Origin of the sequence: Variovorax guangxiensis (assembly GCF_003952165.1) — a bacterium.
GTDB lineage: Bacteria > Pseudomonadota > Gammaproteobacteria > Burkholderiales > Burkholderiaceae_C > Variovorax > Variovorax guangxiensis.
Genome location: NZ_RXFT01000003.1, coordinates 336,305 through 355,999, shown reverse-complemented (window position 1 = coordinate 355,999; position 19,695 = coordinate 336,305). Strand labels below are relative to the sequence as shown.

The 19,695-nt window shown below is 57.1% G+C and carries 13 protein-coding genes; 10 read left to right on the top strand and 3 right to left on the bottom strand.

Annotated features, from left to right (window positions below):
• Positions 1–6 precede the first annotated feature (6 nt).
• The 4 genes from EJP67_RS10110 to EJP67_RS10095 all read left to right on the top strand — a co-directional run bounded on the left by EJP67_RS10110 (position 7) and on the right by EJP67_RS10095 (position 10,064).
• The gene (locus EJP67_RS10110; RefSeq protein WP_126021570.1) at positions 7–3,258 is read left to right on the top strand and encodes a class I SAM-dependent methyltransferase; all 3,252 of its coding nucleotides are present in this window, start codon (positions 7–9) and stop codon (positions 3,256–3,258) included.
• On the top strand, positions 3,255–4,340 hold the full coding sequence (locus EJP67_RS10105) for a glycosyltransferase (protein WP_126021569.1): 1,086 nt from the start codon (positions 3,255–3,257) through the stop codon (positions 4,338–4,340). Before EJP67_RS10110 ends, EJP67_RS10105 begins: the two co-directional genes overlap by 4 nt.
• 462 nt (positions 4,341–4,802) lie before the next feature.
• Positions 4,803–9,080, top strand: coding sequence for a rhamnosyltransferase WsaF family glycosyltransferase (locus EJP67_RS10100; RefSeq protein ID WP_165909596.1), 4,278 nt, complete (start codon positions 4,803–4,805; stop codon positions 9,078–9,080).
• A gap of 294 nt (positions 9,081–9,374) precedes the next feature.
• Positions 9,375–10,064, top strand: coding sequence for a class I SAM-dependent methyltransferase (locus tag EJP67_RS10095; protein WP_165909595.1), 690 nt, complete (start codon positions 9,375–9,377; stop codon positions 10,062–10,064).
• Between the two features lie 155 nt (positions 10,065–10,219).
• Here the strand turns inward: EJP67_RS10095 and EJP67_RS10090 are convergent, their stop codons facing one another.
• Both EJP67_RS10090 and EJP67_RS10085 read right to left on the bottom strand, forming a co-directional pair.
• Positions 10,220–10,924, bottom strand: coding sequence for an ABC transporter ATP-binding protein (locus EJP67_RS10090; protein ID WP_126021566.1), 705 nt, complete (start codon positions 10,922–10,924; stop codon positions 10,220–10,222).
• Between the two features lie 6 nt (positions 10,925–10,930).
• Positions 10,931–11,734, bottom strand: a complete 804-nt coding sequence (locus EJP67_RS10085; RefSeq protein ID WP_126021565.1) for an ABC transporter permease — start codon at positions 11,732–11,734, stop codon at positions 10,931–10,933.
• A gap of 315 nt (positions 11,735–12,049) precedes the next feature.
• Between EJP67_RS10085 and EJP67_RS10080 the strand changes: the two genes are divergently transcribed.
• On the top strand, positions 12,050–13,921 hold the full coding sequence (locus EJP67_RS10080) for a glycosyltransferase family 2 protein (RefSeq protein WP_240650579.1): 1,872 nt from the start codon (positions 12,050–12,052) through the stop codon (positions 13,919–13,921).
• Positions 13,921–14,904 carry a glycosyltransferase family 2 protein gene (locus tag EJP67_RS10075; RefSeq protein WP_126021564.1) on the top strand — a complete coding sequence of 328 codons (984 nt, stop codon included), beginning with the start codon at positions 13,921–13,923 and terminating at the stop codon, positions 14,902–14,904. The genes EJP67_RS10080 and EJP67_RS10075 overlap by 1 nt, the downstream gene beginning before the upstream one ends.
• 21 nt (positions 14,905–14,925) lie before the next feature.
• Here EJP67_RS10075 and EJP67_RS10070 read toward each other — a convergent pair whose 3' ends face one another.
• Complete coding sequence (locus EJP67_RS10070) at positions 14,926–15,675, bottom strand: glycosyltransferase (protein ID WP_126021563.1); 750 nt, start codon at positions 15,673–15,675, stop codon at positions 14,926–14,928.
• A 45-nt stretch (positions 15,676–15,720) separates the two neighbouring features.
• Here EJP67_RS10070 and EJP67_RS10065 point away from each other — a divergent pair, with 45 nt between their 5' ends.
• From EJP67_RS10065 to EJP67_RS10050, 4 genes are all read left to right on the top strand, one after another.
• Entirely contained in the window at positions 15,721–16,818 is a 1,098-nt protein-coding gene (locus tag EJP67_RS10065; RefSeq protein ID WP_126021562.1) for a glycosyltransferase family 4 protein, read from the top strand.
• A gap of 182 nt (positions 16,819–17,000) precedes the next feature.
• Positions 17,001–17,894: an acetylglutamate kinase gene (argB, locus tag EJP67_RS10060; RefSeq protein WP_093207312.1), complete on the top strand. Its 894-nt coding sequence runs from the start codon at positions 17,001–17,003 to the stop codon at positions 17,892–17,894.
• Positions 17,895–17,962: 68 nt separating this feature from the next.
• Positions 17,963–18,613 (top strand): nucleoid occlusion factor SlmA, encoded by a 651-nt coding sequence (slmA, locus tag EJP67_RS10055; RefSeq protein WP_126021561.1) that lies wholly within the window; start codon positions 17,963–17,965, stop codon positions 18,611–18,613.
• A gap of 182 nt (positions 18,614–18,795) precedes the next feature.
• Entirely contained in the window at positions 18,796–19,677 is an 882-nt protein-coding gene (locus tag EJP67_RS10050) for a DMT family transporter (RefSeq protein WP_126021560.1), read from the top strand.
• Positions 19,678–19,695: the final 18 nt, after the last annotated feature.

Sequence of the window (19,695 nt, the reverse complement as noted above, 5' to 3'; positions counted from 1 at the left end):
GAAAATATGTTGGAGCTTGACTTCAGTGTTGCGCTGAAAAATATCGATATTGCTCCTCAACCAAGTGCTTGGATAGGCCATATCCCCTTTGGTGTTTGGATTGTTGAGTCGATCAAGCCGCGTGTGATCGTGGAATTGGGGACACATTATGGGCACTCATATTTTTCATTTTGCCAAGCAGTAGAGCATGCTCGATTGAGTACCAAATGCTACGCCGTTGATCTCTGGAAGGGCGATGAGCATGCGGGCTTGTATGGAGAAGAAGTTTATGCAAGCGTGACTTCTGGTAACTCTAGGTTTGAAGAGTTCTCGCGCTTGCTACGGATGACGTTTGATGATGCTGCCAGCTATTTTTCCGACGGCAGTGTAGATTTATTGCATATAGACGGACTTCACACATATGAAGCCGTCAAGCACGATTTTGAGACGTGGCGGCCAAAGCTCTCGCAGCAGGGGCTTGTGTTGTTTCATGACATCAACGTGCGGGAGCGGGACTTCGGCGTTTGGCGACTGTGGGAAGAACTGTCGCGCAGTTATCCGACCATTGAATTCATGCACTCGCACGGGCTGGGTGTCTTGTTTTACGGCGCCGCTCAAAGTCCGGCGGCGAAATCTTTATTCCAATCCTTTGGCACAGAAAGTGGCCGCACTTATATCGTACGCTTGTTCGGCGTGTTGGGGCGGAAACTCGAATTGGACCGACAAATAGCGGACATGTCTTCAGCGATGAGCAAGTATATGGACGCGGAGGCAGTGCTGAAAAATGAACTGGCGATGCGCGATAATAAAATTAATGAACTGTTCGCACAAAATGCTGAGGTGATGCGTCGGCTTGAGGTAGCAGAATCGGAACGTACTGCTTTTGAGAGCCGTATAGCTGACATGTACGGACGCCTCAATTACTTTGAAAATCAGGGCGAACTGAATCGCCTAAAGCAGGCCAAATGGAAAGATGAGCAAATCATCCTTCGCTCGCAGCTTGCTCAGGCGCTGCAACGCGAAGCTGTCCTGAATGCGTCGATGCGAGAGATTTTGGCTTCAACGAGCTGGAAGGTATCTCGTCCAGTTCGATGGGCGGGAGCCCGAGTTGCAAATATTCGCTCAGTTAGAAGGCTTTTTGGGCCTGCGAGCAAGGCTGCTGGGGGGCCATTGAGCTTGGTGCGGACCGTGAGCAAGGTCATCATGCAAGAGGGGATTTCCGGCTTGAAGCGGCGCATTGTCGCTTTTGATCAATCTGGTTATGCCGCGCGCCTATTTGCTGTGCCTACTCCAGGACAGGCTCGAATTCATTACACCCTGGATCGGCGTAGTGCCACTGTAGACGTGATTGTCTGCGTGCACAACGCCTTATCTGATGTTCAGAACTGCCTTAGCTCGGTAGTCGCTCATACATTGCCACCTTATCGCATTATTGTGGTGGACGACGGCAGTGACGAGGAGACTAAGAACTACCTTAATGAGTTCATCCGCGAGCAGGGAGGTGTGCTGGTCCGTCATGATGTTGCGCAGGGATACACGTTCGCGGCCAATGCCGGCTTACGAGCATCGAACGGTCAATTTGTTGTTCTCCTGAATAGTGATACGGTCGTTTCTGCTCAATGGCTCGATCGGATGGTCGAATGCGCCAACTCTGACGCACGTATTGGTATGGTAGGACCTCTGAGTAATACGGCTTCTTGGCAGTCGATACCAAAAATATTCGACGAGCATGGTGACTGGTCCTCAAATCCATTACCGCCTGAAATGACCGTTTCGGAGATGGCGAAACGGGTAATCATGGCGTCCCGCCGCACCTATCCACGAGTTGGATTTCTCAATGGATTTTGTCTACTGATTCGCCGAGAGCAGCTATCGGATGTAGGTCTATTTGATGAAGAAAATTTTGGAAAGGGTTACGGGGAAGAGAACGATTTATGCATTCGAGCGGTCGCTAATGGGTGGCAACTGGCGATTGCTGATGATGTATATGTATTTCATGCCCAATCCAAGAGCTATTCGACCGAGCGTAGAATAAAACTCGCGAAGGCTGCTGACGAAAACTTGCATCGGAAGCATTCGAGTGCTCCGATCATGAATCAGCTTGAAATTACACGTCAGAGCCTCAGATTGAGGGCGGTACGAAGCCGCCTGCAATTGATGGACGAGAGGTTGCATATTCGCGCCCAAATCCGCCAACATTTTGAAGGCAAGCGAATTTTAATTATTCTTCCTGTTGCTCATGCAGGTGGTGGTGCTCATGTCATCTTGAGCGAGGCATCTGTCTTGCAAGATTGCGGAGTTGATGTAGTCATCGCGAATTCTGAATCAGCGAGGGCTTCTTTCGAGGCTTCGTATCCCGGCTGCCGTCTTCCGATAACGTGGCTTTCCGATTGGAGCCAGTTGTCAGAACACATTCATTTTTATGATGCCGTAGTCGCGACACTGTACCTATCCGTATTCTGGATTAAGGAAGCCTTGGAGAAAAGCTCCCGAAGGCCAACGGTGGGGTATTACATTCAGGACTTTGAGCCAGATTTTTTTGCAGATGGAAGCGCCGACTACTTGCAAGCACTCGCAAGTTATACCGAAATTCCAATGCGGCTTATGACAAAAACCGAATGGAATCGGAAGATGGTCGCGGAGAGGACTGGCAAGTCACCAATACTTCTTGGGCCAAGTCTGGATTGGTCGAGGTTTGCCCCTCCTCCAATTCAACGAAGTTCGCGACAAGTAATCGTGTGCGCAATGATCCGATCGTCTACTCCTCGCCGAGCGCCACAGATGACGGTCAGCGTTCTTCGCCAGTTGTTGATAGCGCGCCCCAATAAAGTTCAGGTGCGCACTTTTGGATGCGAACCAGATGATGCGATTTTGGATCCGCTGAGATCGCTTTCGAGTCATCAGGCCTATGGAGAGTTGAGCTCTGCAGAGGTAGATGCCTTGATGAAGCAGGCTGATGTTTTTGTTGATCTATCCGTATATCAGGCGATGGGGTTGAGTTGTCTTGAGGCTATGGCGAGCGGCGTGACAATCATTGGCCCTGTAAATGGAGGGCTCTCGGAAATTGTGACCCATGAGGAGACCGGACTTCTTGTCGACACCCGCGACGAGGCCCAGTGTTTGCAAGCCTGTTTGCGCTTGGTTGATGATAGTGCTCTGAGGCGAAGGCTTGGAGACGCCGGCATAGAGCGAGCTGCGTTCTTTTTCCCTGATGCACCAGCGCTCGCGATGGGGCGGACGCTTTTCTCTGAAAGTGCAGAAAAAAGGCCTCATCAATGAAAAAGCGCGTTCACGTGTTATTCGAATGTGGCGCTGATCGTCTTCCATACGGCGCCAGTCACATCCGCTTGCTGCGACCTCTATCTCATCCCAGCATTCAGGATAGATTTAGTTTGTCCTACGGCACAGATTTGCCCGGAATTGCTGTTGATCTTGTAATTGTGGAACGTGGATGGCGACATGACAGCACATTGGCAGACCAAGAGCACCTATTAGGGCGGCTCGCGACGCTCGGCGTACCATATATCTATGGCATAGATGACAATCTTCTCGATTTAAATTCTTTGCCAGGATCGCCCGGCTACCCAAGCGCGGAGCAGAGGCAAATAATAGTCAGATTTGCGAGAAATGCGGCGGGCATCATCGTCTCCACACGGGCTCTCGGAAATCGCATGGCTCGTTTGAATTCTAATATCGAGATTGTTCCCAATAACTTGGATGAGCGCTTGTTCGATTTTGATTCCTTGAAAAAAAAGGAGGACTATCGAAGAAACAGAGGCGATTCCAAGTTGGTTATGGGCTATATGGGGACTTACTCGCATCTCGAAGATTTGCTCATGGTGGTCGAGCCCTTGAGGAAATTGCTTTACACGAAAAGGGAATCTATCCGACTGGAAGTTGTCGGTATTGGCGATGAGGCGTTGGTGAAGGGGCTCTTCAACGATCTACCAGTTTCAATTGTCAAAGTCCCGAATGATCGGGTTGAATATCCAAAGTTCATGGAATGGATGCAGAAGGAGATTTCGTGGGATTTTGCGATTGCGCCATTGGTGCAATCTGATTTTAACGACTGCAAATCCGATTTGAAGTTTCTTGATTATTCAATAAATGGAATTCCGGGAATATTTAGTGCGACAGAAAGCTACGTTGGAACAATTTCTGACGGCAAAAATGGATTTTTAGCCTCCGCCAGTTCTCAACAATGGTTTGAATCGCTGATGCGTATCGCGGAAAATTCAAGCATACGAGAAGCTATGGCAAAAGAGGCATTTTCATATGTCCATAAGTCTCGCACTCTGGAGAAAAATGCGCCACTTTGGGGTGATGCAATAGACAGGATTTTCCAAAAGCGCGGCCTTTAAATTAATATTGAGTCTGCCTTTTAAGCGGCGCCCGTGCTGCCAGTTGGTTTGCCTGCTTAAACGAGCAAGACGCTACTGCCTGAGTTTTATTCTTGAGGGGAAGCGGTGAGAATCGATGTGGCTGGCCTCAGGGAGTAGGCTGATCTTAAAGATGCATCGCTGAGCAAATAAACCAATCGCTTGCTGTCGGGTTTGATTTTTTTAGTTTGACGTGGGTGTTCTGCTAAATAAACTAAAGCTGTCGATTTACGCGCATCGGCGATCTGGGGATTGACATATAGCCCATGTAAGAGGCTATCAAATGGATCTGTGCGAGCGTCGCAAAGCGGAGCGATCGTGTCAATTGATGATATTGGTTGCCCTGCTGGCCTGATTCACTTCAATGTTGAGCGCACATGCTGCCTTTTGTGCGGTGTGAGGTATTGCTCGCGTTCATCATCGAAATCTTTGAATTACATGAATATGACCTACAAAGAGCCTACTGCCTCGCAATTCATTTTCGACCTAAATCCCGAAAGAAAATCGCTTGCCGAAATCTTTCAGGCGCATGATGGCAATCTTTCTGATAAGTGGGAGCAATATCTCAGCATCTATGAAATGGTGCTCGCGCCGCGAGTTGCGCAAAATAGGCCGCTTCATCTGCTTGAAATTGGCGTGCAAAATGGGGGGTCGCTGCAGATATGGTCCAAATATTTGCCGAGCGGTTCAACTGTCACGGGAATCGATATCGACCCAGCCTGCGCAAACCTCTCTCTAGGCGATCTAATACAAATTCATATTGGGGACGCTTCATCTGAAGAGGAATTGACGCGCTTACTTGGAGAGAAGACATTCGATATCATAGTAGACGACGGCTCGCATCGATCGGATCACATTATTGCCACATTCAAAGCGTGCTTTGGCAGGCTGAACCATGGTGGTGCATTTATTATCGAAGATCTGCATGCAAGCTATGTGGATAGCCTGGGCGGCGGATTTCATCAGCCAAAAGCGGCAGTTGAATGGTTGAAAGCCCTTATTGATGCAGTGAATATTGACTATCTCAATTCTGTCGAGGCGGATGCGCTCAGCCAAATTATAGGTATGAATGTTCGGGAGCTAGGTGTAAAACTAGCCCGCGTTTCATTTTATGATTCCGTCGCTGTAATCGAGGCAGCGCAGGAGATGAGAGAGAATAAATTTCGACGTGTTATGGGAGGGAAGATTGCCGATGTTTCTCGGCTGGAAAGGCAAATAAAATCCCTGCCGCCAAGTCAGTTGCGCTCACTTATATTGAATCCGTCTGCGTTAGAAGTCTTTGGCTCTCGATTGCTGGAAGAACTTACTGAAACGAACGAGCGTTTAAAGAAGCGTGAACTTGAGAAAAATGAAATAGAAGAGCTGGCGCGGTCGCTCACGAGCGAAGTTAATGAACTTTCTGCCGCCAAAATGGAAGCATTGGATGCGGAAAGAGGGCTCAAAAATGAAATACGGCAGCTCAATTCTCGATTGGGAGTGGCTGGAAAAATCAGTGAGGATCTCCGTCGACAGGTTGCTGAAATAGAGAATAGGTGGCGAACAGCCAACGGTCGCGCCGAGCATGCGGAGAATGAGCACCGAGCTGCCATCGAGCTCGTTTCTCGGGCGGAAGAGTTTCGGCAGGCTAGCCTTGAACAAGCATTTCGGGCAGAGCAAGAATTGCATGCTGTACGGACCAGTACGACATGGAAAGCGATGACGCTGTTTGGCCCGCGCGTGCCGTCGCCGCTCAGAACAACCATTCGTCGCGCAGCCAAACTCACATGGTGGGTTTGGACCGGGCAGGTGCGCACCAAATTAGAAACGTGGCTACGCAGTCGTGCTGAAAATGAAGTCGCTGATCCCAAGCCGGAGGCGACTATGGCGGAGGCGACCATGGCTGCAAAAGATATCGCAGTATCTGGATCACCTTCCGTCCTGCCATCCAATTTGGAGCTCTCTGTCCAAGACCGGTATGAGCAGTGGCAGAGAACACATACAGCATCAGCTTCGACTCTATTTTTGCAAAACCGTATTGGGCGAGCATTCAAGAGTCAACCGATTTTTAGCATCTTAGTTCCTGCGTTTAAAACACCTCTCGACGTGTTTTGCGCCATGATTCAATCTGTACTGGAGCAGTCTTACGAAAAATGGCAACTCTGCCTTGTCATTGTAGACGAAAGCGGGCATAGCAAAGAATTGGTCAGAGTCGCCGAAGATTTGGCGAAAAAAGATTCCCGATTTCGTGTGAAGGTGTTAGCGGAAAACCTCGGAATTTCAGGAAATTCAAATGCGGCACTCGAATTGGTTGCCGGGGATTGGGTCGTTTTGCTCGATCATGACGATGAACTGAGTCGCGATGCGTTATTTGAGTTGGCGCGGGCCGCGAACGCAAATCCAGATCTTAACTTTATATACTCAGATAAAGATATGCTGTCGCGGGACGGGAGTGAGCGCTTTAATCCCCTCTTTAAGCCCGGGTGGTCTCCTGATATTTTGCTTAACGCCAATTATTTGACACACGTCTGCGCTATCAGAAGCGACCGTCTTCGCGAGATTAATGGTTGGGACCCAAGCACTGATGGGGCTCAAGATTGGGACCTTTTCCTCAGGGTCATAGATTCGAAGGAACGGGTTAAACACATTCCCAAAGTTTTGTATCACTGGCGCATCATCGAGACTTCCGTCTCCTCAGGAGGGTTTGACGTAAAACCGTACGCCGCTCAAGGGCAAATAAAGACGCTTGTTAAATATCTTCCAAAGGCCGGATGGCCGAATGCAGAACCAAAATTCGAAGACGGACAGATTCGAATTCAATGGAATGCAAGCAATGAAGCGACAGTTTTGCTCTTGGTGTGTGGAGGTGAGATTTCATCTAAACACCTATCGGCTGCCGAGGGATTAAATGCTTCGGTTGGAAGTCTTCAAGAAACAGAAGAGCTGTACCGGAAAATTGATGATCTGATTGCTGCAAACAATGCTTCTCTAATCATTCTTGTTGATGCAGGCTTTCAGCCTGCTCATCAGGATAGTTTGAGGGAATTGATTGCGCCAATGAGCAATCCCTTAATTGCCATGACTGCTGGGCGAGTGATCAGTGCTGACGGAACGTTGCTCGAATTTGGAACATTTATCCGCAATGGGCATGCATATCCTGCTTTCCGCGGAGAACCCTCGCACTATTTTATCCCTGGGGGAAGTGCCTCTTGGTACCGGAATGCATCTGCATCGTCCGCAGGCGCGCTCGCTTTTCGACGCGCTGACTGGAAGGCTGTTGGAGGGTTTATGGCTTTTGCAGGTGAAGGAAGGCCGGACATTGCTTTCAGTTTGGCCATTCTGGAGAGCCAGACCCGCGGACGCCTATTGCTAAATCCCTATGCCTTGTTCCATTCGGCTGCGAACTCTAGTATTTTCGAACGAATCGCGGGTCGAGCGATTTCCACTGAATTCGTCAAAAGCAAGTTGCCTTTCGGCGATCCGTTTTTGAGTCCGGCTGTGGACATTGAAACTCGACCGGGGGTTCCGCAGATCCCTGTGTCAACCGAGGAGCAAGCAGTTCCACAGGGGCACGATTTTTTTGCGGAGGCGAGGTATGTGGCTAGCGCATTTGATGCGACAGCAGCGCAAATTCGGGAATCAATAAAAGATTGCAATAACTCCCTGCCAGGGCCATTGCGTAGCATCGCGTGGTTCATTCCTTCGTTTACCGTACCGTTTTATGGAGGAATTTACACCATTCTTCGGGCTGCCGATTACATGTATCAGAGACATGATGTTCGCCCCATGTTTATTGTGCTAGGCGATGCGAGCGTAGAAGAAATAACAGCACGCATTCGGCTTGCATTCCCGGAGCTTGCGAATTCAGCTGTAGTATTAAGCATTCGATCAGTTTCTGACCCTCTTCCTGCGCTTGGCGAGTTAGATGCTGCGGTTGCAACCTTGTGGACAACGGCATTTTTGGTGCTTAAGTTACGCAGCGTGCGTCGCAAATTCTATTTTGTTCAAGATTGGGAGCCACTGTTTTATCCCGCAGGGACGATTAGTGCGGCTGTCGAGGCTACATATCGTTTTGGATTTCATGCGATATGCAACACGCCATCACTTGCATCGAGCTATTCAGAGTTGGGTGGAGTTGCGGAATATTTTATGCCCGCAATAGATTCGGCCGTGTTTCATTCTGAGGGGCGGCCAGCTCGATTACCTAATTCGCCATTCGTCTTGGTTTGCTACGCTCGTCCAGGAACCCCTCGCAATTGCTTCGAGGCGCTAGGAGAAGCTCTTAAAAAAATCAAGGATTGCTATGGTAAGCGTGTGGAGATCGTAACAGCGGGTCAATCCTGGGATCCTGCCCCATATGGTTTGGCTGGGCTGATCAATAACCTCGGTCTTCTCTCTTACGAAGAAACTGGAGCGCTGTATCGAGCTGCTGACGCTGGCTTGGTCGCGATGGCGACGCGTCACCCTTCTTATTTGCCGTTTGAGCTCATGGCGTCTGGTGCGGCCGTCATCACGAATAGAAATTCAACAACAGCGTGGTTGCTTCGAGATAAAGAAAATTGCTTGCTATTTGAAATGACCGCAAGCGATATTTTTGAAGCAGTTAGCCGACTTATTGAGGAGCCATCCCTACGCAACTCGCTGGTGGCAAATGCACGTCAATGCATTGACAAGCATCACAGTAGCTGGGATGGGACATGCTTGAAGATATTCGACGTAATCGATAGAGTCTGCAAGACAGCTTAAAGTTGGATAAAAATGATGCTCACGGAGAATGGAATTCTGAACCAGGGATATAGAGGGGTGTTATTGCGATCTCTGGCGTCGCGCCATGGAGAGAAGGTTTTTTACTGCGCCAGAGGTCGACGTCACTGGATCACGGATGCGCGGTGGCTAGCTGAGAACGGCTTTGCGTGGCCCTCCGATGTTATCGAAGTGCATGCTGACGTATTGGATGCCTTGCTTCCTGGACAAAACGCACCACTCCGCCATGACCTAGCGACATGGCGAATGCCAGATCGGGTGTTAACTACGTGGGGCATGCGCGAACTGAGCGTCTCGAGACTCAAAGGTTCAGGCATTGAGGTAGGAGCTGGCGCGAATCCAATGCCGATACCTCTGCATTGCCAAATCAAATACGTAGACATATTTGATGTTTCTCAATTGCAAGAGCACCGATACGACGGGCAAGAGAGTTTAGATATTTTGCGCCCGGACATCGTGGCAATGCTAGGCAAGCTCGATCCAATTGCTCCTGAAAGTCTCGATTTTGTAGTGGCTTGCCATGTTATCGAACACACGAGAGATCCAATTGCTGCAATTGCTGACGCTTGGGATAAGATCAAGCGTGGTGGAAGTCTGGTGCTTGTTGTGCCTGAAATTAGTCGCACTTTTGACAAGCATCGTGCTCTTACAGAGTTAGATCATCTCATTGGTGATTTCAAAGAGTCTGACCCTGAACGGATGCGTGATATGCAGCATTTTCAAGAGTTTTATGCTAAAGCATTTGTCACTCCCGCTGAGTCGTATGTCGCAACGTGGAAAGAGAAGTGGGCCGAGGATTTTCCGATTCACTATCACACTTGGACCCATCAATCTTTCATGGAGATGATCGATTGGATGATGTCGGAATCTTTGCTTCCAGGCCTCCAGGAGGCTTGGTCAAGACCGCCGCTTCCTGCAGATGAAGGGTGTATTGAATTCTGGGTGGTTCTTCGCAAGGAGGAGTAAGCTTCGCTTTTTTATTGATAAGATTTTTGTGAAGCCTTGACCCCGAGGCCTTTTTAAAGTAACGGGTATTGCATTGGGCTTGGAGTGCTGCGAAATGTTTGGCTTCTGATGCGGTGGCGATGAGCTGTTTTGTATGTGGTGCCGGATATGCGATTTTAGCTTTGCTCGATAATCCGGCCGTGCTCTAGATGAATTACGCGATTACACTCTTTGGCGATCAAATCAGGTGAGTGAGAGGCCAATACCAAGATTCCTGATTTGGCCACAACGTCTTTCATCCTCTGTTCGGCCTTTTCAGTGAACGCGGCGTCTCCGACTGAGAGCCATTCATCCATCAGTAAAATGTCTGCCTCGACGCTCGTGGAAATCGAAAATGCGAGTCGCATCAGCATGCCAGTGGAGTAAGTCCGGACGGGCATGTGCACATACTCTCCAAGGCCACTGAACTCGCAAATATCAGGTGTCAGGGAGTCGAGTTGTTTTTTACTCATTCCCATTACCAGCCCTCGGAGCATGATATTTTCAATGCCGGTAGCATCGGGCTCAATGCCCAGCGAAGGGTCGATCAAGCTCGACACCGAGCCTTGCCGCAAGAACTCCCCCGAAGAGGGTTCATATACGCCCGCAAGAGCGCGAAGAAGCGTGGATTTGCCTGCGCCGTTGTGACCAATCAAGCCGAGTCGATCGCCACTTTTCAGCTCTAGATGAATGTTGCTGAGCGCCTGGACAACATTGACGCCTGTCTCTTGCCCAAAGCGACCGCCGGTAACGGAGGCGGCAATAGTTTTTTTCAGCGAATTGGCCCCAGCCCCATAGATGGGAAAGTTGACCGAAACATTTTTAAGGGAAATAAAGGCCATGGTTCTTTAGAGCCAGTAGACAACGCGGCGGCGGTACTTTGCGAACAGCATGCATGAACAGATAAGACTGGCTGCTGTCCATCCTAAGATCCCCCACCAGTTGTGGCCCTCGGCCATGCCACCCATGAGTGGTGTACGAAGCAGATCCAGCATCTGAGCAAAAGGGTTCCAAAGGATGTACTGGGCGCGACCAGGAAGACTTGACGGCAGCCAGAAAACAGGCGTGAGAAACATGAGCATTTGCATCACGCTAGTGACGATCTGGGTCACATCACGAAATCGCGTACAGACTAGGCCAAGTGCAAGTCCTAAGGCGTGTGCGTTGATCAGCCCCAAGACGAATGCCGGAATGAAAAGCAACGCTGACCAAGATAGCGAAATTCCTGCCCAGAGCGCGACGGGAATGTAGAGCACGATCTGGTGTGCAAACTGAATAATGTTGCGAGCCATGCTCCGCCATACGAAGAGGCTAATTGGAAAATAGCCTTGCTTGAGGTAGTTAGCGGAGCCGATGAACGCGTTACAAGAGTCTGTCACCATGCTAGAGAAGAAGCCCCAAAAAATGATGCCGAGAGCCAAGTGCGGAAAAAATTTGGACAGTTCGGTCCCGAACAGCGAGCTGTATAGAGGCCCCATCCCTCCGATCATGGCGCCCATGCTCAATGTCAGCCAGAGCGGACCTAGCATGGAGCGCCTGTAACGTAGGACGATGTCGAACCAGGCGAGGGTCCACCAGATGTCTGTGCGGCGAGTGCCTTCCCACCAGTCGGACCATGCGCTGCGGTGAAGATTGGAGTGAACTTGACTCATGTGCTTCGATACGAGACTGCGGAAGGGCTGACAGTGGTGTCTTCGCCTGAACAACTCCAGACTGCCACTGGGCAAGCACAAATAACTTGCTAGGGCACCCCGGGGCGGCCTCTTTTCTTATCCTTTGTGTGAACTGTGCGATTTTACCGGGCAGGGTGAATAGGCTGTGGCTATGGCTGTAACCTCCGCCGGAGGGCCGATGCGAAGATAATCGCCCGCCGCGTGGCGGAAGCCTCGCTCCTTGTAAGAGCCATCTGTGCTGGCGCAATTTCCCCGAAAAAGTTCCCTCCTTGCCGCCCTGCCGGCAAGTCGTCTATGAAATCTGTATCTCGGCTCTTCGACTTCTTCCTTACTGTGCTCTGGAGAACCCCCGGTGTGGGCGGGCGGCTCCAGCGTGCTTGGCGGATGTTCCGGAAGGCGGGCTGGCGGGGCATCAAGTGGGAGCTCGGGCGGCGCGTCACGGGGTTCAACGACTATCCGCGCTGGGTTCGTGAGCATGACACGCTGACCGCGGCGGAGAGCGCCCGGCTGGCCGAGCGTGTGGCCTCCATGGCCGACAAGCCGTTGATTTCCGTGCTCATGCCCTCGTACAACCCCAACCCGGCGTGGTTGCGGGAGGCGATCGAGTCGGTGCGGGCGCAGATCTATCCGAACTGGGAGCTGTGCATCGCAGACGATGCATCGCCCTCGCAGGAGGTGCGGGCCATCCTGAAGTCCTACGCGGACAGCGACCCACGCATCAAGGTCGTGTTCCGGCCCAAGAACGGGCATATCTCCGCCTCTTCGAACAGCGCGCTCGAACTGGTCTCGGGCACGTGGATCGCCCTGATGGACCATGACGACCTGCTGCCGGCGGATGCCCTGTTCTGGGTGGCCGACTGCATCGCCAGGCATCCCGATGTGCAGTTGATCTACTCCGACGAGGACAAGATCGACGAGTCCCTGACCCGCTCGGGCCCGTACTTCAAGTGCGACTGGAACCCCGATCTTTTCCGCTCGCAGAACATGTTCAGCCACCTGGGCGTGCTTTCGACGGATCTCGTTCGCGCCGTGGGCGGCTTCCGGCTGGGGCTGGAAGGCTCGCAGGACTGGGACCTCGTCATTCGATGCATGGAACGCATCGAGCCCAGGCAGGTGCGCCACATCCCGAGGGTGCTCTACCACTGGCGCGTGCATGCAGAGAGCACCGCGAAGTCGATGGACGCCAAGCCCTATGCCGTGGTGGCCGGCGAGCGCGCGCTCAACGAGCATTTCGAGCGTACGCAGACCCGCGCGCGGGCGGAGCACATCGGCTTCGGCTACCGGGTGCACTATGCGTTGCCGGATGCGCCGCCGTTGGTGTCGCTGGTCATCCCCACGCGAAATGCCGCGGCGTCCTTGCGCAGATGCGTGGACTCGATCCTCGCGAAGACCTCCTACCCCCACTACGAGATCGTCGTGGCCGACAACGCCTCGGACGATACTGCAGCCCAGGCCTGCCTCGATACGCTGGCAAAGATGAAGAACGTGCGCGTGCTCAGGCATGCTCGGCGGCAAGGCGCGGCCGCGTTGTGCAATGCGGCGGTCGAGGGTGCAATGGGAGAGGTGGTCGCACTGATCGATGACCGCCTCGAAGTCCTGTCGCCCGAGTGGCTGGCCGAAATGGCCAGCCTGGCGCTGCAGCCCGGCGTCGGAGCGGTCGGTGCGCGCCTCATGGACCGCCGCCGGATCCTGACTCACGCCGGCATCATCCTGGGCCTGGGGGTGGACGGCATAGCCGGGTGCTCGCATCGCGGAATGCCCGCGGGGCGGGAAGGCTATGGAGGCCGCGCCGCGCTGATTCAGTCGCTCTCGGCTGTCAGCTCGGCCTGCCTGGTTATCCGCAAGGATCGTTATCTTGCGGTGGGCGGCCTCGATGGAAACCATCTGAAAGAGGCGTTTGCCGATGTTGATTTCTGCCTGCGCCTGGCAGAGGCCGGCCTGCGCACCCTTTGGACGCCTTATGCAGAGCTGCTCGACCACAGGGACGCAGCCGCGCGTGCAAGAAAGGCTGGCGAACCAGCCAGTGCCCCCTATCTGGAAGACGTGGACTACATGAAGCGCCGATGGGGGGCTGTGCTGGAGAACGACCCGGCCTACAGCCCCAACCTCATGCTCGAGCGCGAAGACTTCAGCTACGCCTGGCCCCCTCGGCTGGCTCCGGTCTGATGCCCCTCCAAGTCTCCGTCGCCCTCTGCACCCGCAACGGCGCGCGCTATCTCCCCGAGCAGCTGCGCAGCATCTGCGCGCAGGAGCCGCTGCCGCAAGAGATCGTCGTGTCCGACGACGGCTCCACCGACGACACGCTGGCGGTGGTGCGCGACATCCTCGCCCAGTGCGGCGTTGCCGACCGCATCGTGCTGCGCGTGTTCAGCAACTCCCCGCCGCTGGGCGTCACGCGCAATTTCGAGCAGGCGGTGCGCGCCTGCAGCCACGACCTCATCGCGCTGTGCGACCAGGACGACGTCTGGCACCCCGGGCGGCTGGCGCGCATGGTGGCGCAGTTCGAGGCGCGGCCCGATCTGCTGCTGCTGCATACCGACGCACGCCTGGTCGACGGCGATCTGAAGTCGCTGGGCTCCACGCTCTTCCATGCGCTCGAGGTGCAGCCGGCCGAGTTGCAGGCCATTGCGGGCGGCGAGGCCTTTGGCGTGCTGCTGCGCCGCAATCTGGTGACCGGCGCGACGACGGTGTTCCACAGGAGCCTGCTCGACGCGGCGCTGCCGTTCTCGCCCGATTGGGTGCACGACGAGTGGCTCGCCGCTATTGCCGCTGCCACGGGCCGCATGGACGTGCTGCCCGAGCCGACCATCGACTACCGCCAGCACGGCAACAACCAGATCGGCGCGCGTCGGCTCACGCTGTCCGAGAAGGTGGCGAAGGCTTTCGTGGAGCGGGGCGACAAGCATGTGGCGCGGCTGCGGCGGGCCGAGGCGCTGTTGCAGCGGCTGCAGCAGCTCGGCGACCGGGTACGGCCGGGCTGCCTGGATGCGCAGCGCGCCAAGGTTGCGCACCAGCGGTTCAGGGCCGAGTTGCCGGCGGCGCGTCCGCTGCGCGTGCTCCCGATCCTTCTGGAGGCCGCGCGCGGCCGTTATGAACGCTTCGGCCGTGGCAAGCAGGCCATCGTGCAGGATGTTTTCGAGCGCGGCTGACCGTCCCGGCTGAAGGGCCGGCTAGCGGCCCTGCAGTCGCAGGTATCGCCAGAACGAGGCCGACAGCCACACCTTCAGCAGGCTGGTCACGTGCCAGTACAGGTACTTCCTGCTGCGGTGGCTCTCGCGTTGCGCGTCGTGCCGGGCCAGCAGGTTCTCGCCCACCTGCAGCTTCCAGCCCGCCAGGCGGGTGCGGGCGCAGATGTCGAAGTCCTCGCCGTACATGAAGAACTTCTCGTCGAAGCCGCCGACCTGCTGGTAGGCCTTGCTGCGAAAGAGCATGAACAGGCCTGGAATCCATGCCGGCACCGTCGGTCGCACGTAGCCGGGCTTCTTTCTTCCGACGATTTCCAGCGGCGTCAGCAGCGCCCGGTGCGGTTCGGGCTCCGTCTTGCCGGGCTCCAGGATGCGCGGCGTCAGCAGGCCGGCGTCCGTCGCGGCCTGCGCGAGCAGTGGCGACAGCACGTCGTTGTCGAAGCGGATGTCGGGGTTCAGCACCAGGAACCACTCGGTGCCGCAGCGTTCGAAGGCCTGGTTGTGATTGGCCCCGAAGCCCTTGGGGTTCGCGTTCTCGATCCGCTCCACCCTGAAGCCCCAGCTGCGGCCGGCAAGAACGTCGGCCTCGGGGATGTTCAATGTAAGCAAAACCTTGTCGATGACGGCGCGGCTGTGCCTGTCCAGCTGCTCCAGCAGCGGCAGCACCAGCGCGAGCTGGCCGTGGCTCACGATCGAAATGGTGATGGGAGGGCGGGAGGAGGGGGGCGTGGGCATGGTCTAATTTCGCCCGGGAATTCTAGGGTTCCCCAAACCCCACACATGATTGCTCTGATCGTCATCAGTTTCTTCGTCGCCGCCTTCTCGGTCCAGGTGTTCATGCGACGTGCGCGGCGGCATGCCCGCATCTACGGCGCCGACATGCCCCAGCGCTTCCACAAGGGCCACGTGCCGCGCCTGGGCGGCGCGGGCATCCTGATGGGCATGGGCGTGGCCTGGCTGGCTGCCGGCATCACCGGCACCGACCCGTTCAACGTCTCCTGGCCGGTCACGACCTCGATGCTCACGCTGGTGTGCATCCTGCCGGCGGTGCTCGGCGGCATCGTCGAGGACGTCACCCAGCGCGTGAAGGTGCGCTACCGGCTGGGGCTGACCATCGGCTCGGCGCTGCTGGTTTGCTGGCTGCTGGGGCTGGGCGTGGCGCGCACCGGCTTCGAGACGGTCGACGGCTGGCTGGCGATGGTTCCCTATGCCACCGTGCTCTTCGCGGCCCTGGCGATCGGCGGCCTGCCGCATGCCTTCAACATCATCGACGGCTACAACGGGCTCGCGGGCACGGTCGCCGTGCTGGTCTGCCTGGCGATCTCGCACGTGGCGCTGCAGGTCGGCGACCGGCAGCTGGCGGCCATGGTGGTCTGCCTGGTCGGCGCCACCTTCGGCTTCCTGGTGTGGAACTACCCGCGCGGCAAGATCTTCGCGGGCGACGGCGGTGCCTACGTCTGGGGCATGGTGATCGCCGTGGCCTGCGTGACGCTGGTGCAGCGCCATCGCGTGGTGTCGCCCTGGTTCCCGATGCTGTTGCTGATCTACCCGGTGTGGGAGACGCTGTTCTCCATCTACCGCAAGCTGGCGCGCGGGCAGTCGCCCGGCACGGCCGACGCGCTGCACTTCCACCAGCTGATCTTCCGCCGCATCGTGCGCGTGGCCTTCGCGGACGACGAGGCCCGGCAGCTGCTGGCGCGCAACAACCGCACCTCGCCCTACCTGTGGATGTTCGCGGCCCTATCGGTGGTGCCGGCGGTGCTGTTCTGGAACAACACGATCGTGCTGATGTTCTTCTGCCTGCTGTTCGTCACGACCTACGTGGGTGCGTACCTGATGATCGTGCGCTTCAAGGTCCCGCGCTGGCTGCGGCCGTGACTGGCAAACCCCCAGGCTTCGTGCAATCAGTGTCGCGCGCCTTCCCCCTTGCAGGGGGCAACACCGGTGGCCCGGCAAAACCGGTTCCACGGTGTTCCCCGCGCAGTCAGCCGGCTGTCACCGGGATTGCGCGAGAATTTGAGCCTCACCTGATCGTCCACCGCTTCGGAGCCTGACCGCCCATGACCGACCCCGTCCTCAACATCCCCCCGCGCGACAAGGCCGAGATCCTGGCCCAGGCGCTGCCGTACATCCGCAAGTTCCACGGCAAGACCATCGTCATCAAGTACGGCGGCAACGCCATGACCGACCCGGCGCTGCAGGCCGACTTCGCCGAAGACGTGGTGCTGCTCAAGCTGGTGGGCATGAATCCGGTGGTGGTGCACGGCGGCGGCCCGCAGATCGAGGCGGCGCTCAACCGCCTGGGCAAAAAGGGCAGCTTCATCCAGGGCATGCGCGTGACCGACGCCGAGACCATGGAAGTCGTCGAATGGGTGCTGGCCGGCGAGGTGCAGCAGGACATCGTGGGCCTGATCAACCAGGCCGGCGGCAAGGCCGTGGGCCTGACCGGCCGCGACGGCGGCCTGATCCGCGCGCAGAAGCTCAAGATGGCCGACCGCAACGATCCCAACCTGCACCACGACGTGGGCCAGGTCGGCGACATCGTCTCCATCGACCCCAGCGTGGTCAAGGCGCTGCAGGACGACGCCTTCATCCCGGTGGTCAGCCCCATCGGCTTCGGCGAGGAGAACGAGAGCTACAACATCAACGCCGACGTCGTCGCCGGCAAGCTCGCCACCGTGCTCAAGGCCGAGAAGCTCATGCTGCTGACCAACACGCCCGGCGTGCTCGACAAGGACGGCAAGCTGCTCACCAACCTGAGCGCCCGCGAGATCGACGACCTGTTCGCCGACGGCACCATCTCCGGCGGCATGCTGCCCAAGATCGAAGGCGCGCTCGACGCGGCCAAGAGCGGCGTGAACGCGGTGCACATCATCGACGGCCGCGTGCCGCACGCGATGCTGCTGGAGATCCTGACCGACCAGGCCTACGGGACGATGATCCGCGCCCGTTGAGCCCGGCGTGGGCGCGTGCTCACTGCGCTGTGCGAGAATCAATTGATTACATCTTTGCACGCGCTCCCATGCAGAACGAAGAGACGACCAGTGCTTCCGGCGTAGAGACTCCTGCGGAAACGACCACTCCCCCGGCGCGCAAGCGCCCCAAGCCGGGCGAGCGGCGCGTGCAGATCCTGCAGGCGCTCGCCTCCATGCTGGAGCAGCCGGGCGCAGAGCGGGTCACCACCGCCGCGCTGGCCGCACGGCTCGAAGTGAGCGAAGCTGCGCTCTACCGCCATTTCGCGAGCAAGGCCCAGATGTTCGAGGGCCTGATCGACTTCATCGAGCAGAGCGTCTTCACGCTGGTCAACCAGATCCTCGAGCGCGAAGGCGCCACCGGTGCCCAGCAGGCCGCCCGCATCCTCACGCTGCTCGTGCAGTTCGCCGAACGCAACCCCGGCATGACCCGCGTCATGGTGGGCGACGCGCTGGTCTACGAGAACGAGCGCCTGCAGCAGCGCATGAACCAGTTCTTCGACAAGATCGAATCCACGCTGCGCCAGGTGCTGCGCGGCGCCGCCGCGGCCGACGGCTCGGCCACGCCCAGCGTCGACGCCCAGGTGCGCGCCGCGGCGCTCACGGCCTTCGTGGTGGGGCAGCTGCAGCGCTTCGCGCGCTCGGGCTTCCGCCGCGCGCCGTCCGAGCACCTGGAAGCAACGATCGCGCTGATCGTCTGACGGGGTACCCTGCAGGGGCCCTGGCCGGCTCGCCTCGAGCTCTCGGGCGGAGTAGCATCGTCCAGCCCCTCGCCGCCAGCACCGGTGGCGAGCCGATGTTTGCCCCGATTGCCTCGACGGAGGGCGCATGAGCCATGGCACGGTCGGTCCGATGGAGCCCCGCCTGTGGCGGGTGTGCGAGCATGCCTGACGCGGCGCGCGGCCCCCAAGGTCTGCGGACCATCCTCCTCACGACGGTGGCCATGCTCGCATTCGCGGCCAACTCCCTGCTGTGCCGGCTCGCGTTGCAACACAAGGGCATCGACCCCGCGAGCTTCGGCAGCGTCAGGCTCGTGGCGGGAGCGCTCATGCTGGGGCTCATCGTGCGCTTCAGGGCGCAGCCGCAGGTCTCGCCGGCTCGCGTGGACTGGCTGGCGGCCGTCATGCTGTTCGGCTACGTCGCCTTCTTCTCCTTCGCCTACCTCAGCCTGCCGGCGGGCACGGGTGCGCTGATCCTGTTCGGCGCGGTCCAGCTGACTATGTTCGGCGTGGGCCTGCGCTCCGGCACCGAGCGTTTCGGGGCGCTCGCATGGCTCGGTTTCGCGATGGCGGCGGGCGGGCTCGTCTACCTGGTGCTGCCGGGCATTGCCGCGCCGCCGCTGCTGGGCGCCGCGCTGATGGCGGTCGCTGGCGTGGCCTGGGGCGTGTATTCGCTGCGCGGCCGTGGGGTGGCCGATCCGCTGGCTGCCACCGCGCGCAACTTCACGCGTGCGGTGCCGCTCGCACTGGCGCTGAGCCTCGTGTTCGCCGCCAGCGCCCGCGCGGACGCGACCGGCCTCGTGCTCGCTGTCGCCTCCGGTGCGCTGACCTCAGGGCTCGGCTACGTGGTCTGGTACGCGGCCCTGAGCCGCCTCGGCGCCATGCGCGCGGCCACCGTGCAGCTGTCGGTGCCGCTGCTGGCGGCGTTCGGCGGCGTGCTGTTCCTGTCGGAGGCGATCACGCCGCGACTGGCGGCGGCCTCCGTGGCAATCCTGGGCGGCATCGCGCTCGTGCTCGGCCAGAAGGCGCGAAGCGCCCGTCCTTAGGCTGGATGGCTGGCCGGG